Source organism: Pseudomonas sp. UBA6753 (genome assembly GCF_002453565.1).
Taxonomy (GTDB): Bacteria; Pseudomonadota; Gammaproteobacteria; order Pseudomonadales; family Pseudomonadaceae; genus Aquipseudomonas; species Aquipseudomonas putida_Z.
Map to the genome: position 1 here is coordinate 191,051 of NZ_DKHD01000003.1, position 17,244 is coordinate 208,294.

The following is a 17,244-nucleotide window of genomic DNA, read 5'->3' on the forward strand; positions in this document are numbered from 1 at the left end:
CATGCGGCAGGTGAATATTTATACAGTAGAGGTTTGCCCCATTTCCTGCCGCGCCCTAGAATGGCCCGATGCGCACAGACGACCTCTCCCTCCTGCTGAATTCCCTCAACGATGCCCAACGCCAGGCCGTAGCGGCCACGCTCGGGCGTCAACTGGTGCTTGCTGGCGCCGGTTCCGGTAAAACCCGCGTGCTGGTGCACCGCATTGCCTGGCTGATCCAGGTGGAGCAGGCATCGCCGCACTCGATCCTGTCGGTGACTTTCACCAACAAGGCCGCGGCAGAAATGCGCCAGCGGATCGAGCAACTGCTGGGCATCAACCCGGCGGGCATGTGGGTCGGCACCTTCCACGGCCTGGCCCATCGCCTGCTGCGGGCCCACTGGCAGGAAGCACGGCTGGTGCAGAACTTCCAGATCCTCGACAGCGACGACCAGCAGCGCCTGATCAAGCGGGTGATGCGCGAGCTGGGCCTGGACGAGCAGAAATGGCCGGCACGCCAGGCCCAGTGGTTCATCAACGGGCAGAAGGACGAAGGCCTGCGCCCACAGCATATCCAGGCCGGGGGCGACCTGTTCCTGTCGACCATGCGCGACGTCTATACCGCCTATGAGCAGGCCTGCGAGCGCGCCGGGGTCATCGACTTCTCCGAGCTGCTGCTGCGCGCCCTGGACCTGTGGCGCGACCACCCGGGCCTGCTGGAGCACTACCAGCGGCGCTTCCGCCACGTGCTGGTGGACGAGTTCCAGGATACCAACGCCGTGCAGTACGCCTGGCTGCGCCTGCTGGCGCGCGGCGGTGACAGCCTGATGGCGGTGGGCGATGACGACCAGTCGATCTACGGCTGGCGCGGTGCCAAGATCGAGAACATTCACCAGTACACTGCCGACTTCCCCGACGCCGAGATGATCCGCCTGGAGCAGAACTACCGCTCCACCGGCGGCATCCTCAAGGCGGCCAACGCGCTGATCGCCAACAACAGCGGGCGCCTGGGCAAGGAGCTGTGGACCGACATGGGCGAAGGCGAACCGCTGACCCTGTATGCGGCCTACAACGAGCACGACGAAGCCCGCTACGTGGTGGAAACCATCGAGAGCCTGGTCAAGCAGGGCAATGCGCGCAACGAGATCGCCATTCTGTACCGCTCCAACGCCCAGTCGCGGGTGCTGGAAGAAGCCCTGCTGCGCGAACGCATCCCCTACCGCATCTACGGTGGCCAGCGCTTCTTCGAGCGCGCCGAAATCAAGAATGCCATGGCTTACCTGCGGCTGATCGAAGGTCGTGGCAACGATGCAGCCCTGGAGCGGGTGATCAACGTGCCGCCACGTGGCATTGGCGAAAAAACCGTCGAAGCCATCCGCGAGCACGCCCGCCACAGCCAGCTGTCGATGTGGGAGGCCATGTGCCAGCTGCTCGCTGCCAAAGCCCTGAAAGGCCGCGCGGCCAGTGCCCTGGGTGCGTTCATCGAGCTGATCGAGGGGTTGGCGACAAAGGTCTTGGACATGCCACTGCATACCATGACCCAGACAACCATCGAGCAGTCCGGGCTGATCATCTATCACCAGGAAGAAAAGGGTGAGAAGGGCCAGGCACGGGTAGAAAACCTTGAGGAACTGGTCAGCGCAGCGCGCAACTTCGAGTCCACCGAAGAAGACGCCGACCTCTCGCCACTCTCGGCGTTCCTCGGCCACGCTTCGCTCGAGGCAGGCGATGCCCAGGCCGACGAGCATGAAGACAGCGTCCAGCTGATGACCTTGCACAGCGCCAAGGGCTTGGAGTTCCCGTATGTGTTCCTGGTAGGCATGGAAGAAGGCCTGTTCCCGCACAAGATGAGCCTGGAAGAGCCTGGCCGCCTGGAAGAGGAACGCCGCCTGGCTTACGTGGGCATCACCCGCGCCATGCGCCAGCTGGTCATGACCTACGCCGAAACGCGTCGCCTGTATGGCAGCGAGACCTACAACAAGGTGTCACGTTTCGTACGCGAAATTCCGGCAGGCCTGGTTCAGGAAGTGCGCCTGTCCAACAGCGTCAGCCGCCCGTTCGGCGGGGCCAAGACGGCCACGAACAGCAACCTGTTCGCCAATGCCAGCATTCCGCAGACCGCGTTCAACCTGGGCCAGCGTGTTCAACATGCGGTGTTTGGCGAGGGTGTGATCCTCAATTTCGAAGGCTCCGGCGCCCAGGCGCGGGTGCAGGTGAATTTTGCCGAAGGCAGCAAGTGGCTGATGCTGGGGTATGCCAAGCTCGAGGCCATCTAAAAGCCTGCACCGGCCTTGGTGGAGGCTTGCTCGAAGTTTTCAAAGCCTGCGCAATACCTGTGGGAGCGGGCATGCCCGCGAAGCCGGCAACTCAGTGTATGGCACCGGCTTCGCCGGTGTTCGCGGGCATGCCCGCTCCTACAGGTATTGCGCCAGCATTCCGAGGCCAGGTCGTGCCGGGTTTGTAACATTCAGGCAAAAGCTCGAAACATTATGTCGCTGGTCATGTGCCCGGGAACCTGTGCACCATGACGCGCGTGCAATCCACAACAGGGGATATCCCACTTATGCAACGTTTTCTTAGCATCGCTCTGGCGCTCTGCGTCGGCCTGACGCTGAGCCTGGACGCCAACGCCAAGCGTTTTGGCGGCGGCAAGAGCTCGGGCTCCGCGCCTATTCACCAGACCCGCCAGGCCACGCCAACCACGCCTGCCGCCGCGCCGACCGCACCTGGCCGTGCCGCCCCGGCCGCCAGCGGTGCTTCGCGCTGGTTGGGCCCTCTGGCCGGCCTCGCCGCCGGTGGCCTGCTGGCTTCCATGTTCATGGGCGACGGTTTCGAAGGCTTCCAGATCATGGACTTCCTGATCGTGGCGCTCATCGCCTTCCTGGTGTTCCGCTTCATCGCCGCGCGCCGTCGCCAGCAGCAGCCGCAAATGGCCATGCCGGGCCATGCGTCGATGCAGCGTGAATCTCACGCGCAGCCTGCCCAGCCGTCGATCTTCGGTGGTTCGGCCGCACCTGCTGCCGCAGCCGCCCCGGTGATCAACGCCCCTGCCTGGTTCAACGAGCAGAACTTCCTGGCTGCTGCCCGTAACCACTTCCAGGCGCTGCAGCAGCACTGGGACGCCAACGAGATGGACAAGATCGCCGAGTTCGTCACCCCGCAGATGCTCGAGTTCCTCAAGCGCGAGCGCGCCGAACTGGGTGATGGCTTCCAGTCCACCTACATCGACAACCTCGAGGTACAGCTGGACGGTGTCGACGACCGCGCCGACCGTACCGACGCCACCCTGACCTTCCGTGGCGTGTCGAAGAACTCGCGCTTCGACCAGGGCGAAGTGTTCAGCGAAAGCTGGCACATGGTTCGCGCCCAGGGCGAAAACCAGCCTTGGCTGGTGGCCGGTATCCGTCAAAACGGCTAACCGCTGCGTGCTGCACAAAAAACCCCGGGCCTGTCCCGGGGTTTTTGCTTTTGCCAGAGTGGCCTACTAGGGTATAACGCGCAGCGTTGTCATCTAGGTCAGAGGAAGTGAACCGTGGAAGAAGTGATCGAACAACTCCGTGAAGCCAACGAGCCAGTGCCGGTGCCCCTTGAGCTTCCCGACGAGGACCAACTGGTCGAGATCGAAGAAGAGCTGTTCATCAACATTCCGTTCGTGTTCAAAGAGTTCCTGCTGACCGTCAGTGACGTGGTGTATGGCTCACTGGAGCCAGTGACCGTTACTGACCCACAGTCGCATACCTACCTGCCCGATGTCGCCGCCAACGCCTGGGATGCCGGCGTACCACGTGACCTGATTCCACTGTGCCAGGACGGCGACAACTACTACTGCGTCGAAGAGGATGGGACCGTGGTGCTGTGGGATGCCGAAGAGGAAATCGTCGGTGAAGACAGCTGGGAATCGGTGTGGCACTGGGCGCGGGATGTCTGGCTGGAGAGCTGATCTCTATTCCATTGCCCAGGCCCTGATTGATTTAGCAGGGTCCTGTGGGAGCGGGCGTGCCCGCGAACACCGGCGCAGCCGGTGCCAACCATCGCGCTGAATTCTTCGCGGGCGCGCCCGCTCCCACAGTGGCCGCGTCGCGCTTACGAATTGAGTTCTCCGATCTGAGACAGAGAATTATGGCCTAGTGCCATCCATGCAGTTAAGATCGCCAGGCTTTCTGCGCCTGGCGACATCGCTACCGCTCCATCCCCTCGGACGACGGTGAAATCTTGCGCAGGGAGCATTGCCCCTTCAGTGCGTATTCTCGCGGCTGTTCTCCAGCGTCTCCAGCAAGGCAATCTGCATGCGCGTATGCACGCGGATAAACCAGCGCCACAGCAAGGCCACCACCACCGCAGCCACCACGGCAATCACCAGCAGCAGTTCGCTGGTTGGCAGAATGCTCGCCGACAGCGCCGACAGCAGCAGGAAAATCACCAGCAGCGACAACAGCGGGATCACCTCGGCAATCACACGGCGCACGCGCTGGGTATGCCGCCCGGCCGTTTCTGGCTTGACGCCCATCTCTGCCAACAGCATCGACAGCGCCTTGAGCTTTCGATAGGCGGCAATCAGGAATGGCAGCGACAGCAATAGCGCTGCGCCCCAGATCAGCGCTTTCTGTTGGCTGGCATCGCTGACCCACTCGCTGAGCCAGTTGCCGATCCGCCCGGCGAAATAGCCACCACTGAAGAAGATGGCGATCACCAGCGCCAGGTTCACCCCAACCTGCAACAGGATGCGCCGGATCATCGCCGCGAGCATGGCGCCCTCGCCCTGCGGCTGGATGCTGCGCAACCATTCGCCATACAACGACAACACCCGCGCCAGGCGGCTGGGCACCACCTTGCCCAGCTTGAGCGACAGCGGGTCGGCGGCACGGATCAGGTAGGGTGTCAGCAGCGTGGTGATTGCCGATACCGCCACAGCCACCGGGTACAGGAAGTCGCTGGTCACCTGCAGGGTCATGCCCAGCGCGGCGATGATGAAGGAAAACTCGCCAATCTGCGAAAGCCCCATGCCCACCCGCAGCGATGTGCGCCCGTCATTTCCGGCAATGAACGCGCCCATGCCACACGACAACATCTTGCCCAACACCACCGCCAGGGTAATGACCACGATCGGCCAGGCGTAGTCGATCAGCACCTGGGGGTCGATCATCAGGCCGATGGCGACGAAGAAGATGGCGCTGAACAGGTCGCGTACCGGTTCGATCAGGCTCTCGATTTTCAGCAACTGGCGCGATTCGGCCATGATCGCGCCAATCAGGAAGGCGCCAAGCACCATGCTGTACTCGAGCTTCACCACCAGCAGGCAGAAGCCGAAGCACAGGCCCAATACGGTTATCAGCAGCATCTCGTTGCTTTCGAACCTGGCCACGTAGGCCAGCAGGCGCGGCACCAGCAGGATGCCGATGACCAGCGCAACGATCATGAACAGCGACAGCTTGCCGACAGTGGAGAACACCTCGCCCGAGCTGACCGTGCCGCTGACGGCGATGCCCGACAGCAGGGCGATGATGCCGATACCGAGGATGTCCTCGACTATCAGCACGCCGAATATCAGCTGGGCGAAACGCTCGTTCTTCATCTTCAGGTCGTTGAGCGCCTTGACGATGATGGTGGTCGAGGAAATCGCCAGGATGGCGCCGAGGAACAGCGAATCCATGGTGTTCCAGCCGAACCAGCGGCCGATCTCGAAGCCGATCCAGATCATCAGCACGATTTCCAGGAACGCCGCGATGAACGCCGTGGCGCCTACCCTGAACAGCTTGCGCAAGCTGAATTCGAGCCCCAGGCAGAACATCAGGAAGATCACCCCCAGCTCGGCGAGGGTCTTGATGGTGTCTTCGTCGTGGATCAGGCCGAACGGTGGGGTGTGCGGGCCGATGATGAAGCCGGCGACGATGTAGCCCAGCACCACAGGCTGCTTGAGGCGGTGAAAGAGAATGGTGACCACGCCAGCCACCAGCATGATGACTGCCAGGTCCTGGATGAAGCTGATGGCATGCATGGCGTGATACTCCTTTTCTCGTCCGTTGCTGGATGCCTGGGCAGACCGCTCCTCTGCCAAGGCAACCCCGAGCGAGCAGCAAGTACATACTGTTTTGAATGCAGGAAAAGCCCATGTTGCATGGGTGTAGTCAGGTTAACATCGCACCCCGCCGCAAAAAGGCGGTGCAATATGCAGAAACAGATCGGCTGGAAAAGCGCCGCTGATGGCATGATCGGCGTGACGATGGAGCGTCAGCCAACGTCCCGTACCAGGAAGGCAAATTCAAAAGAGGGGAACAGAAGTGTCTGCAGATAATGCCCCCCATTCGCCCGATTCAGCGCAACCTCACCGTGAGCACACTATGGAACCTGGAAACGCCCAGCTGAGCATGACCGTCCTGATGACCCCGGACATGGCCAACTTTTCTGGCAACGTACATGGCGGCACCCTGCTCAAGTACCTCGACGAAGTGGCCTATGCGTGCGCCAGCCGCTATGCCGGCAGCTATGTAGTCACCCTGTCGGTTGACCAGGTGATCTTTCGTGAGCCGGTGCACGTGGGTGAACTTGTGACCTTCCTGGCGTCGGTCAATTACACCGGCAACACCTCGATGGAGGTGGGCATCAAGGTGGTGACCGAGAACATCCGCGAGCGCTCGGTGCGCCATTCCAACAGCTGCTTCTTCACCATGGTCGCGGTCGACGACAACCGTCGCCCGGTGCAGGTGCCGCCGCGCCAGCCGCAAAGCAGTGAAGAAAAGCGCCGCTTCCTGCAGGGCCAGCAGCGCCGACAGATCCGTCAGGAGCTGGAAAAGCGCTACCAGGACCTGAAAACCGACGCGATTTAAAGCGCCAGCAGCTGTGCCTCGAAGCGCACCCTCGGGTGCGCAATGCGGTCCTGGGCCCGCACCAGCTGCAGTTCATAGCTGGAGCAGGCCTGGGTTTCGAGCAGCACTTCGTGTACGGCCGCAGCGGTGAATTCGAACGCCTGCACCCAGCTGTCGCCGAGCAGCACGCGGGCCAGGAACAGGCCTGAAGTCAGGTCACCCACCCCTACCGGCTGCCGCGGGAACGCCAGCAGCGGGCGGCGCAGGTGCCAGCTTTGCTCGGCGGTCACCAGCAGCATCTCGAACTGGTCCTCGGCGCGCCCGGGGTAGGCCAGGTGCTTGACCAGCACCACCTGCGGCCCGCGCTGCAACAGGCTGCGCGCCATGTTCACGCAGTCCTCCAGCGACTGCGCTCGGCGGCCACAGAAGCTGTCCAGTTCCAGCTGGTTGGGGCACAGGATGTCAGCTCTGGCAGCCGCCTCGTCGAGCAGGAACTCGCTGACTTCCGCTGGCACGATGCAGCCCTTCTCAGGGTGCCCCATGACCGGGTCGCAAAGGTACAAAGCCTTTGGGTTGACTGCCTTGATCCGCTCGACGCCGGCCAGAATCGCCCGACCTTGTTCGGCGCTGCCCAGGTAACCGGACAGCACCGCGTCGCAATGGCCCAGCTCGCCGATGTTGGAAATGCCTTCCACCAACGCAGGAATTTGCGCGGGGGCAAGCACTTCACCCGCCCACTGGCCATACTGTGTGTGATTGGAGAACTGCACGGTATTGAGCGGCCACACATTGACCCCGATACGCTGCATGGGAAACACCGCGGCGCTGTTGCCGGCGTGGCCGAACACCACGTGGGACTGGATGGCGAGCAGGTGCGGGGTACGTTTCATGCGGGAGGTTTCCAAAGCTGTTTCAGGGATTGTGCGCAACGCAGTATGAACTCGATTGCCACCTGTACGACAGGCCAGGGACGCAGTTAAGCTGGATCGACCTGTTTGGAGCATACGCAAATGTTGACCCTGGAAAACCTCTTCGTCCTGATGCTGGTCGCCACGGCAGGCGCCTGGTTGTGGCACAACCACGGGTTGCGCGAGAAAGCCCTGGAACGGGTCAAACAGCATTGCGCCAAGCTCGACCTCGAACTGCTCGACGACGCGGTCGCACTCAAGCGTATCGCCTTTGTCCGTGACGCCAACGGCCGCAAGCGCCTGGCGCGCGTCTATGCCTTCGAGTTCACCGTCACGGGCGAACAGCGCCACCCCGGTACCGTGACCCAGTTCGGCGCCCACAGCGTACAGATTGAACTGGCGCCCTACCCGTTCGAGATCAAGACCCCACCGCGCACCGACAATGTCATCGAGATGCAGCAGTGGCGCCAGGAGCACAACCGCTGGCGCAACTGATCAGCTGACACGACATTCGCTCAACCCGGCCTGCAGCGCGGATTGCGATTGCGGCTGGTCGAAAATCAGCTCGATACGCGTATCCCTGCGCCAGTCGCTGGGCTGCCAGGAAGGCATGTCCCCATTCAGGCCATTGAACGATTGCCAGCCCTCCACGCTGTGGATAACCCCCTTCGCGCGCCGCCACGGCCAAGCCCGCAAGAACGCCTGCAGCCGCTGTGGATAAAACTGCTGGCCAGGATGCCAGCGCCAGCCGATGCTCCAACCTCCCTCTCCCTGCTGGGCAAGACAGATAGGCTGGCCGGGGTCTGCCCATAGCGCTGCCGGTGGATTTACAAGATTGTCGACAATCCTGTTATCCACAAGCGAGCTGTCGACAATGCCATGGGGTACAGCCGGAAGGTCCGACAAGGGCAGCCTACCTTGGACGGTCCAGAATATTTTCTTTCCATAAAAATTATTATTTATTAATAACTTAGTGCTTTCATCCACAGCCTCTGATTTGTTCAAGACAACGCTTTCAGCAGCATCGAACGCCTGCTGTTGAGCCTCCGGAAGCTGCTCGTTCCGGACCATCGACTGCGCGTCCACGACCATCAGCAATGGCTGTATTGTCAGCACTCCAGCCCAAGGGACTTTTTGCAACTGAGTGAGCAACTGCAAGGGATGACCCAGCCCGGACGGCTCGATGAACAGCCGGTCAGGGCGGGATTTGCGCAGCAGTCGGCCCAGGCCCACCTGGAACGGCATGCCATTGACGCAGCACAGGCAGCCACCTGCGACTTCGCCGATGGCGATGCCGTCTTCGTCACGGCTGAGCAAGGCCGCATCCAGGCCTACCATGCCGAATTCGTTGATCAATACTGCCCAACGCTCATTGGCCGGGCGTTGGGCCAGCAGGTGACGGATCAGGGTGGTCTTGCCGGCCCCCAACGGGCCGGCAATCACGTGGGTGGAAATGTTCTGCAGCATGGGGCGGCTTCGGGCAATGGTGATGCCTCACTATGCGCTGTCAGGCCAGCCAGTCAAGGCTGAGCAGCAGGCGCCCCAGCTGCCCCGACGGCGAACGATGCACCAGGCCCGCCCCTTCGTTGCCCTGCCACTTCTCACCTTTGAGCACAGCCACATCGCCAGCTTGCAGGTGCTGAACGTTATCCACAGGCAGTATTGCTGCGTGTAAGTTGCCACGAGGGCTCGCGTCCTCTTTCAACCACTCGCTACCTGGGCCTGCGTAGGTAGTGAGCAGACGCAGCGGAACGTTATCCACATGGAAGCGCGGGCACATGGGGCCTGTCAGTACCCGCAGGCGCAAACCTACCCGCTGCGCACCCACCAGGCAGGTATAGGCCGCCACCAGCCAGGCCACATCTGCCACGAATGCCTCATAGCCGTGCAAGTCGGCCGCTTCGCGCAAGAGTTCGGTGAATACCGGCATGTGCTGCTCGTCCACATCGATGACGCGCTGGTCTGCCAAGGGCTGGCCGAGGCTGACCACCAGCGCGGCAAAGTCCTCCAGTTGTGGCGGCAAGCGTCGGCGCCATACCGCCAGGTTCACGCCATCCTGCAGCACATCGGTCAGCACCTGCGGTGTCTCGCCAAATACCTGAAAAATATCCACAGGCTTGCGTGCAGGTTTCATGCTGCCGCCTCCTCATGCCATGGACCGAACGGATCGGGCAGGCGCAACCAGCCCATGTGCCTCAATTCCATTTCCTGATCGGTCAAAAGACATGCATCGAGTGCTGTGGATAATTTTTCGAAGTCGATATTCTGCCCGATGAACACCAGTTCCTGGCGGCAGTCACCGCTCTCGGCAACCCAGTTCTTCAAGATCGCGGCGGTGTTATCCACATCCTGTGGCCACTGCTCGCGCGGCACGAAGCGCCACCAGCGGCCCGCCAGGCCATGGCGCATCATGCCGCCTGCCTGCGACCAGCTGCCGGCCTCCTGGTATTTGCTGGCCAGCCAGAAAAAGCCTTTCGAACGCAGCAGTCGGCCATTGCTCCAGGGCGTGTGGATAAAATCGAAAAAGCGCTGTGGATGGAGGGGGCGCCGGGCCTGCCAGGTAGTGGCGGCAATGCCGTACTCTTCGGTTTCCGGCACATGCTCGCCGCGCAACTCTTGCAGCCAGCCCGGTGCCTGAGCGGCCTGGTCGAAGTCGAACAGACCGGTGTCGAGGATACGTTCCAGCGGTACCTGGCCCATGACCATGGGCACGATCTGCGCCCGGGCATTGAGGCTGCGCAGAATGGCCATGAGCTCTTCGCGCTCGTGCTGGCTGATCAGGTCGATCTTGCTCAGCAACAGTACATCGGCGAACTCGACCTGCTCGATCAGCAAGTCACTGATCGAGCGCTCGTCCTCCTCACCCAGGGTTTCGCCACGGCTGGCCAGGCTGTCTGCTGCCTGGTAATCACGCAGGAAGTTCAGGCCATCGACCACAGTGACCATGGTGTCCAGGCGCGCCATGTCGGACAGGCTACGGCCCTGTTCGTCGCGGAAGGTGAAGGTCTCGGCCACCGGCAGTGGCTCCGAGATCCCCGTGGACTCGATCAGCAAATAATCGAAACGCCCTTCTTCGGCCAGCCGCGCCACTTCCTCGAGCAGGTCTTCACGCAACGTGCAGCAGATGCAGCCATTGCTCATCTCCACCAGCTTCTCCTCGGCACGGTTGAGGCTTACGTTGCGCTGCACCTCGCTGGCATCGATGTTGATTTCGCTCATGTCATTGACGATGACCGCAACCCGCAGGTTGTCGCGATTACGCAGCACATGGTTGAGCAAGGTGCTCTTGCCGGCGCCAAGGAAGCCGGACAGCACGGTGACAGGGAGACGGTTGGACATGGCGAAACCTCTTCAGGCGAGCGCATTCGAAACGATGCATTGCACAATGTTATAAAGTAACAATACAATTTCGCCAAGCCGTTCGTAACGAACGAGTGCCCCCGGGAGGAGAAATGAACCCGCCACGTGCCAGGGTGCCCCTCCCGGCATTGCAGCTTGATCGGTGGTGGCCGCTGATCTCCCTTTTGTTTGGAATACCCGATGACTCAGCTCAAGCTCCCCGACATTGCCGCACAAACCCAGGAATACACCTTGCCTTTGAACTGGGTGGGTATGTGCGGGATCGCCCAACCTGTGCAGTTCGAGGGGCGCACAGCAGCTGCCACTGTCGATGCCGGCGTTAGCCTGGTAGACGGCAGCTCACGCGGAATCCATATGTCGCGGCTTTATCTCGCCCTGGAGTCGTTGGAGCATCAGCCTCTGACGCCGCTCACCATCCGCCAGCTGCTGGCTGACTTCCTCACCAGCCACGAAGGCCTTTCTTCCGCCGCCTATCTGCGTTTGCGTTTCGAGCATCTGCTAAAAAGGCCTGCATTGATCAGCCCGCTGGAAGGTTGGAAAAGCTATGCCGTCACAGTCGATGCAAGGATCGAAAATGAAATGTTCCACGTGGAACTATCCGTTTCCGTCCCTTACTCCTCGACCTGCCCATGCTCGGCTGCACTTGCACGGCAGCTGATTCAGCAGCAGTTCCAGGCGCATTTCAGCGCCGAGCAGGTCGACAAATCTGCAGTGCTGCAGTGGCTTGGCAGCGCCGAAGGCATCGTAGCAACGCCCCATAGCCAACGTAGTAGCGCGCAAATCCAGGTAAGACTGCGCAGCAATCAGCAGGTTCTACCAATCACCGAGTTGATCGACCGCATAGAGGCAAGCCTGGGGACAGCGGTGCAGACCGCAGTGAAGCGCGCAGACGAACAAGCCTTTGCGTTGGCCAACGGCCAGAACCTGATGTTCTGCGAAGACGCCGCACGACGCCTGCACAAGGCGCTACGGCAAATGGAATGGAGCACGGCCTTCAAGCTGCGCGTGGAACATGCAGAAAGCCTGCATGCCCACGATGCTGTCGCGACCAGCCAGTGGCAATGGGATGTCAGCTGCGCGGCCTGACCGAGCCGCAGTCATTACCCAACCACACGGCACGGGTGTTCATGCTGCCTTGCTGCTGTACACCCGAAGCGTTGAACGTACCGTTGACCTGGGTGGTGAATTCCCGGTCACTGAGGAAAGTCGCCTGGCCACTGCCCTGCGCTTTGGGGCAGCTGAACTGAAATTTCCACACATTGCCGATGCGGTCGGTGATCTTCTGGGTACACCCTGACTTCGGGTCCTGCAGTGGGATATCGTTGGTTGCCACCTGTTCTGGCGTCAGGCAAGAGCGCACCCCCTTACCCCCAACAGTCACTCCCTGCTTGGCCAGCACCCCTTCCATCATCGCGCGCTGCTCTGGCGGCAGGTTCTTCAACTGACCGAGCATGAACTCCATGTCGGGTAACGGCTTGCCATCGACCTGCATGTTGCTGGTGGTCAGCTCCCACAAACCTGGCTGTAGCATCTGAGCATGCACCAGCGGGCTGCTCACACCTAGGGCCAACGCCAACAGTGGCAGACGAATCTTCATGGACGAACGCTCCTGAAAAAAGCCGGCCAAGCGGGCCGGGCTGAGCCTTAGACGCCAAATCCACCTGCAGGTTGCAAGGCGGACCGGGAACGTGTTCTGTTACTCAAGTGTACTCGGCAAGCAGGATGCATATGGACTACCACAGCCCCTACTTCTTCGGTTACCTACTCGGCCTGGTTCACCTGCTGGGTATCGTCGCCGCACTACACGCACTATTCACCGTGCGCACTGCCCAAGGCGCAATCGCCTGGGCCATGCCGTTGTTCTTCATCCCCTACCTCACCCTGATCCCTTACCTGATCTTCGGTGCGCGCTCGTTCTATGCCTACATCAAGGCCCGGCGCCAGGCCAACCAGGAAATGCATGTGGCCATGGCTAACCTCAATTGGCGGCCTTGGGTAGAAGAAGCCCTTACCGCCCGCGAGTCGGAAAGCTATGCGGCGTTGCGCGCCATGCCCAAGCTCGGGCGCATGCCCTGCCTTGCCAATAACGAGGTGAAGCTGCTGATCGATGGCAAGGCAACATTCGATGCAATATTCGCCGCCATCGAAAACGCCCGTGACGTGGTGTTGGTGCAGTTCTTCATCATCCATGACGACAACCTTGGCAAAGCGCTGCAGCAACTGCTGCTGCGCAAGGCCGCCGAGGGGGTGCGGGTGTTCGTGCTGTATGACCGTGTCGGCAGCCATGCCTTGCCAGCAAGCTACAGCCAGTTGCTGCGCGACGGTGGTGTACAGATTCATGCCTTCGCAACCCGTCGTGGCTGGTTCAACCGTTTCCAGGTGAACTTCCGTAACCACCGCAAGATCGTGGTGGTGGATGGCTTGCTCGGTTTCATCGGCGGGCACAACGTGGGCGATGAGTACCTCGGTGGCCACCCGCAGCTCTCACCCTGGCGCGACACCCATGTGCAGGTCAGCGGGCCAGTGCTGGCCTGCCTGCAGGAATCGTTCGCCGAAGACTGGTACTGGGCCACGCGCCAGCTACCGCCGCTGATTCTGCCGGACACCTATCCGGACAACGGCGTGCTGTGCCAAGCCTTGGCCAGCGGCCCGGCCGACCCACAGGAAACCTGCTCGCTGTTCTTCCTTGAGGCGATCCATTCAGCCACCCGGCGCGTGTGGATCACCAGTCCGTACTTCATCCCCGACGAGGCGGTGTTCGCCGCGTTGCGTTTGGCGGTACTGCGTGGGGTCGATGTGCGAGTGCTGATTCCGTCACGCCCAGACCATCGCATCGTCTATGCAGCCTCCAGCCTTTTCGCCTTCGAAGCGGTACGTGCGGGTGTGCGCATGTTCCGCTACCAACCGGGCTTCCTGCATCAGAAGGTGGTGCTGGTGGATGACGATGTCAGCGCGATCGGCAGTGCCAACCTGGACAACCGCTCGTTCCGCCTGAACTTCGAAATCACCCTGTTGACGGTCGACCGCGGCTTCGCTGACCAGGTCGAGAACATGCTGAACAATGACTTTGAACAGGCACGGGAAATTACTGCGGAGGACAGCCGCGATACTCATCGGCTGCAGCAACTGGGGATGCGGATTGCTCGGCTGATTTCGCCGATTCTGTGAAGCTGGATGCGGTCACTGTGGGAGCGGGCGTGCCCGCGAAACAGGCGGCGCAGTAGATGGCACCGGCTTTGCCGGTGTTCGCGGGCTCGCCCGCTCCCACAAAAACTGAGCCAGACAGAATCTCCCACAGCGGTTGCGTTATTAGCGATACAGGTCTTCACGCGTCCAAGGCAGGTCATGGTGCCCATCGGCGTACGGCTTCACGGCCAGAATCTGATGCAGGTTGATCCAGCCCTTCTGGAAGGCATAGGCACACCCGGCCAGGTACAGGCGCCAGATGCGCAAAGTCTTCTCGGGCACCAGCGCCGCCGCCTTGTGCAGCTGATTCTCCAGGTTCTCGCTCCAGTGGTGCAAGGTCTTGGCGTAGTGCAAACGCAGGCTTTCCACATCTACCACCTCCAGCCCCGCTTCACAGATGCTGGCACTGATCATCGACAGATGCGGCAGCTCGCCATGGGGGAAGACGTAGCGATCGATGAACTCGCCAGCGCCACGCCCGACCGGGCGGCCATCCACATGCTTGGCGGTGATACCGTGATTCATCACCAGCCCCCCTTCCCTCACGGCACCGAACAGCTTCTGGCTATACAGCGCCAGGTTGGCATGCCCCACATGCTCGAACATGCCAACGCTGACAACCTTGTCGAAGCGGCCATCCTGAGGCAGGTCGCGGTAGTCGAGAATCTGCAGGTCGACCTTGTCGGCCAACCCCTCAGCCTTCACCCGCTCGCGACCGAGCTTGAGTTGCTCCTTGCTCAAGGTGATACCAAACACCTTGGCGCCATATTCACGAGCAGCGAAACGCGCCAGCCCGCCCCAGCCGCAGCCGACGTCGAGCAGGTACTCACCTGCGTCCAGGCGCAGCTTGCGGCACAGATGATCGAATTTGTCCTGCTGTGCCTGATCCAGGGTGTTGTCCGGCTCGCGGAAGTAGGCGCACGAGTAGGCCATGTCCTGATCCAGCCATAGCTGGTAGAACGCGTTGGAAACATCGTAATGGTAGGAAATGGCTTCGGCGTCGGTGCTCTTGTCATGGGCCCGGCGCTCCGGTGGGGCGTCGTCCTCATCGGTCAGTAGCGCTTCGCTCAGCTCATCGCATACGCGGATGGCCTCACCAATATCGCCCTCCAGCTCCAGCTTGCCTTCGACGAAAGCTGTGCCCAGCTGGTCCATGCTCGGGTGGCTCAACTGGCTGATCAGCTGTGGCTCCTTGACCAGGATAGTGACCTGCGGGCTAGGCCCCAGATCGAACTGGTTACCGTCCCACAGTTTCAGCCGCAGCGGCAGATGCAGGCTCTGCAATGCCGGTGGAAGTTGCGCAAGCATGAACGACCCTCCTGTCCGTATTTTGGCCACGACGCCTGATATTTCGAACGTCGCCGGATCAGAGTAGTTCATTCGTGGGATGTTTCCTCTAAACGAGACCATGGTCTAGAACCAACTGATCTTATCCAAGCAGCAGATTGTATACAATTCTTGCATCTCAGCTTAACCTTGTGCCCCTCTTGCGCTTCTTCATCCTGGAGTTGAACCCATGAAATCCTATGACGTGGTGATCATCGGCGGTGGCCCTGGCGGCTACAACGCAGCCATCCGCGCCGGCCAACTGGGCCTGAGCGTAGCCTGCGTGGAAGGCCGCCAGACCTTGGGCGGCACCTGCCTGAACGTGGGCTGCATGCCCTCCAAGGCATTGCTGCATGCTTCCGAGCTGTACGAAGCCGCCAGTGGTGACGAGTTCGCCCACCTCGGTATCGAAGTCAAACCTACCCTCAACCTCGCCCAGATGATGAAACAGAAGGACGAGAGCGTGACCGGCCTGACCAAGGGCATCGAGTACCTGTTCCGCAAGAACAAGGTCGACTGGATCAAGGGCTGGGGCCGCCTGGACGGCGTCGGCAAGGTCGTGGTCAAGGCTGAGGACGGTAGCGAAACCGCACTGCAGGCCAAGGACATTGTAATTGCCACCGGCTCCGAACCTACGCCCCTGCCAGGCGTGACCATCGACAACCAGCGCATCATCGACTCGACCGGCGCGCTGTCGCTGCCACAGGTGCCCAAGCACCTGGTCGTCATCGGCGCCGGCGTGATCGGCCTTGAGCTGGGTTCGGTATGGCGCCGCCTGGGCAGCCAGGTCACGGTCATCGAATACCTCGACCGCATCTGCCCGGGCACCGACGAAGAAACCGCCAAGACCCTGCAGAAGGCCCTAGCCAAGCAAGGCATGGTGTTCAAGCTGGGCAGCAAGGTGACCCAGGCCAGCGCCAGCGCCGAAGGCGTGAGCCTGACCCTGGAGCCGGCCGCCGGTGGCACCGCAGAAACGCTGCAGGCCGACTACGTACTGGTCGCCATTGGCCGCCGCCCCTATACCAAAGGGCTGAACCTGGAAAGCGTGGGCCTGGAAACCGACAAGCGCGGCATGCTCGGCAACGACCACCATCGCACTTCCGTGCCGGGTATCTGGGTGATTGGCGACGTCACCTCCGGCCCGATGCTGGCGCACAAAGCCGAAGACGAAGCGGTGGCCTGCATCGAACGCATCGCCGGCAAGCCCCACGAGGTCAACTACAACCTTATCCCTGGCGTGATCTACACCCGCCCGGAGCTGGCTACCGTGGGCAAGACCGAAGAGCAGCTCAAGGCCGAAGGGCGTGCCTATAAAGTCGGCAAGTTCCCGTTCACGGCCAACAGCCGGGCCAAGATCAACCACGAGACCGAAGGCTTCGCCAAGGTCATCGCCGATGCCGAGACCGACGAAGTGCTGGGTGTGCACCTGGTAGGCCCAAGTGTCAGCGAGATGATCGGTGAGTTCTGCGTGGCCATGGAGTTCTCGGCCTCGGCGGAAGACATCGCCCTCACCTGCCACCCCCACCCGACCCGCTCCGAGGCCTTGCGCCAGGCAGCGATGAATGTTGACGGGATGGCGATGCAGATTTGATGTGAGATAGCCGGGGGCTGCTTTGCAGCCCATCGCGACACAAGGCCGCTCCTACAGGAAATTGAGTTCTCCTGTAGATACCGTCTTGACC

The 17,244-nt window shown here is 61.4% G+C and carries 15 protein-coding genes; 8 read left to right on the top strand and 7 right to left on the bottom strand.

Annotated elements, in window-relative coordinates; genetic code table 11:
• Nucleotides 1-68: 68 nt before the first annotated feature.
• From uvrD to B2790_RS02630, 3 genes are all read left to right on the top strand, one after another.
• The gene (gene uvrD / locus B2790_RS02620; RefSeq protein ID WP_075046788.1) at nucleotides 69-2,255 is read left to right on the top strand and encodes a DNA helicase II; all 2,187 of its coding nucleotides are present in this window, start codon (nucleotides 69-71) and stop codon (nucleotides 2,253-2,255) included.
• A gap of 287 nt (nucleotides 2,256-2,542) precedes the next feature.
• Nucleotides 2,543-3,397 carry a Tim44 domain-containing protein gene (locus B2790_RS02625; protein ID WP_286918180.1) on the top strand — a complete coding sequence of 285 codons (855 nt, stop codon included), beginning with the start codon at nucleotides 2,543-2,545 and terminating at the stop codon, nucleotides 3,395-3,397.
• A gap of 114 nt (nucleotides 3,398-3,511) precedes the next feature.
• A complete protein-coding gene (locus tag B2790_RS02630) occupies nucleotides 3,512-3,919 on the top strand; it encodes an SMI1/KNR4 family protein (RefSeq protein WP_144169953.1) in 408 nt (135 codons plus the stop codon).
• Between the two features lie 294 nt (nucleotides 3,920-4,213).
• Here B2790_RS02630 and B2790_RS02635 read toward each other — a convergent pair whose 3' ends face one another.
• Entirely contained in the window at nucleotides 4,214-5,974 is a 1,761-nt protein-coding gene (locus tag B2790_RS02635) for a cation:proton antiporter (protein WP_274079281.1), read from the bottom strand.
• A gap of 343 nt (nucleotides 5,975-6,317) precedes the next feature.
• Between B2790_RS02635 and B2790_RS02640 the strand changes: the two genes are divergently transcribed.
• Nucleotides 6,318-6,803, top strand: coding sequence for an acyl-CoA thioesterase (locus B2790_RS02640; protein ID WP_003260046.1), 486 nt, complete (start codon nucleotides 6,318-6,320; stop codon nucleotides 6,801-6,803).
• Here the strand turns inward: B2790_RS02640 and pdxY are convergent.
• Complete coding sequence (gene pdxY / locus B2790_RS02645; RefSeq protein WP_085664245.1) at nucleotides 6,800-7,672, bottom strand: pyridoxal kinase PdxY; 873 nt, start codon at nucleotides 7,670-7,672, stop codon at nucleotides 6,800-6,802. The two genes, B2790_RS02640 and pdxY, sit on opposite strands and share 4 nt — an antisense overlap.
• 120 nt (nucleotides 7,673-7,792) lie before the next feature.
• Here pdxY and B2790_RS02650 point away from each other — a divergent pair, with 120 nt between their 5' ends.
• Entirely contained in the window at nucleotides 7,793-8,185 is a 393-nt protein-coding gene (locus B2790_RS02650) for a DUF3301 domain-containing protein (protein WP_015272369.1), read from the top strand.
• Here the strand turns inward: B2790_RS02650 and B2790_RS02655 are convergent, their stop codons facing one another.
• The 3 genes from B2790_RS02655 to zigA are packed head-to-tail and all read right to left on the bottom strand — an operon-like array spanning nucleotide 8,186 to nucleotide 11,029.
• Nucleotides 8,186-9,157 (bottom strand): CobW family GTP-binding protein, encoded by a 972-nt coding sequence (locus B2790_RS02655; RefSeq protein WP_286918181.1) that lies wholly within the window; start codon nucleotides 9,155-9,157, stop codon nucleotides 8,186-8,188.
• Between the two features lie 40 nt (nucleotides 9,158-9,197).
• Complete coding sequence (locus tag B2790_RS02660) at nucleotides 9,198-9,824, bottom strand: DUF1826 domain-containing protein (protein WP_286918182.1); 627 nt, start codon at nucleotides 9,822-9,824, stop codon at nucleotides 9,198-9,200.
• Nucleotides 9,821-11,029: a zinc metallochaperone GTPase ZigA gene (gene zigA / locus B2790_RS02665; RefSeq protein ID WP_286918183.1), complete on the bottom strand. Its 1,209-nt coding sequence runs from the start codon at nucleotides 11,027-11,029 to the stop codon at nucleotides 9,821-9,823. The genes B2790_RS02660 and zigA overlap by 4 nt, the downstream gene beginning before the upstream one ends.
• 201 nt (nucleotides 11,030-11,230) lie before the next feature.
• On the opposite strand from zigA, the gene folE2 reads away from it, so the two are divergent.
• Nucleotides 11,231-12,136: a GTP cyclohydrolase FolE2 gene (folE2, locus tag B2790_RS02670; RefSeq protein ID WP_286918184.1), complete on the top strand. Its 906-nt coding sequence runs from the start codon at nucleotides 11,231-11,233 to the stop codon at nucleotides 12,134-12,136.
• On the opposite strand, the gene B2790_RS02675 is transcribed toward folE2, so the two are convergent.
• The gene (locus B2790_RS02675) at nucleotides 12,120-12,647 is read right to left on the bottom strand and encodes a DUF3617 domain-containing protein (RefSeq protein WP_286918185.1); all 528 of its coding nucleotides are present in this window, start codon (nucleotides 12,645-12,647) and stop codon (nucleotides 12,120-12,122) included. The two genes, folE2 and B2790_RS02675, sit on opposite strands and share 17 nt — an antisense overlap.
• Nucleotides 12,648-12,778: 131 nt before the next feature.
• Here B2790_RS02675 and cls point away from each other — a divergent pair, with 131 nt between their 5' ends.
• Nucleotides 12,779-14,218 (top strand): cardiolipin synthase, encoded by a 1,440-nt coding sequence (gene cls, locus B2790_RS02680; RefSeq protein WP_286918186.1) that lies wholly within the window; start codon nucleotides 12,779-12,781, stop codon nucleotides 14,216-14,218.
• Nucleotides 14,219-14,359: 141 nt separating this feature from the next.
• On the opposite strand, the gene cfaB is transcribed toward cls, so the two are convergent.
• Nucleotides 14,360-15,544 carry a C17 cyclopropane fatty acid synthase CfaB gene (cfaB, locus tag B2790_RS02685; protein ID WP_025341157.1) on the bottom strand — a complete coding sequence of 395 codons (1,185 nt, stop codon included), beginning with the start codon at nucleotides 15,542-15,544 and terminating at the stop codon, nucleotides 14,360-14,362.
• Between the two features lie 208 nt (nucleotides 15,545-15,752).
• Here cfaB and lpdA point away from each other — a divergent pair, with 208 nt between their 5' ends.
• Nucleotides 15,753-17,153 (top strand): dihydrolipoyl dehydrogenase, encoded by a 1,401-nt coding sequence (lpdA, locus tag B2790_RS02690; RefSeq protein ID WP_286918187.1) that lies wholly within the window; start codon nucleotides 15,753-15,755, stop codon nucleotides 17,151-17,153.
• The last annotated feature ends 91 nt before the right edge of the window (nucleotides 17,154-17,244 follow it).

Coding starts and splice junctions, on each gene's coding strand:
- pdxY (WP_085664245.1), bottom strand. CDS start 7,672: ATGAAACGTACCCCGCACCTGCTCGCCATCCAGTCCCACGTGGTGTTC.
- B2790_RS02655 (WP_286918181.1), bottom strand. CDS start 9,157: ATGCTGCAGAACATTTCCACCCACGTGATTGCCGGCCCGTTGGGGGCC.
- cfaB (WP_025341157.1), bottom strand. CDS start 15,544: ATGCTTGCGCAACTTCCACCGGCATTGCAGAGCCTGCATCTGCCGCTG.
- folE2 (WP_286918184.1), top strand. CDS start 11,231: ATGACTCAGCTCAAGCTCCCCGACATTGCCGCACAAACCCAGGAATAC.
- B2790_RS02660 (WP_286918182.1), bottom strand. CDS start 9,824: ATGAAACCTGCACGCAAGCCTGTGGATATTTTTCAGGTATTTGGCGAG.
- cls (WP_286918186.1), top strand. CDS start 12,779: ATGGACTACCACAGCCCCTACTTCTTCGGTTACCTACTCGGCCTGGTT.
- B2790_RS02650 (WP_015272369.1), top strand. CDS start 7,793: ATGTTGACCCTGGAAAACCTCTTCGTCCTGATGCTGGTCGCCACGGCA.
- B2790_RS02625 (WP_286918180.1), top strand. CDS start 2,543: ATGCAACGTTTTCTTAGCATCGCTCTGGCGCTCTGCGTCGGCCTGACG.
- B2790_RS02675 (WP_286918185.1), bottom strand. CDS start 12,647: ATGAAGATTCGTCTGCCACTGTTGGCGTTGGCCCTAGGTGTGAGCAGC.
- B2790_RS02635 (WP_274079281.1), bottom strand. CDS start 5,974: ATGCATGCCATCAGCTTCATCCAGGACCTGGCAGTCATCATGCTGGTG.
- uvrD (WP_075046788.1), top strand. CDS start 69: ATGCGCACAGACGACCTCTCCCTCCTGCTGAATTCCCTCAACGATGCC.
- zigA (WP_286918183.1), bottom strand. CDS start 11,029: ATGTCCAACCGTCTCCCTGTCACCGTGCTGTCCGGCTTCCTTGGCGCC.
- B2790_RS02640 (WP_003260046.1), top strand. CDS start 6,318: ATGGAACCTGGAAACGCCCAGCTGAGCATGACCGTCCTGATGACCCCG.
- lpdA (WP_286918187.1), top strand. CDS start 15,753: ATGAAATCCTATGACGTGGTGATCATCGGCGGTGGCCCTGGCGGCTAC.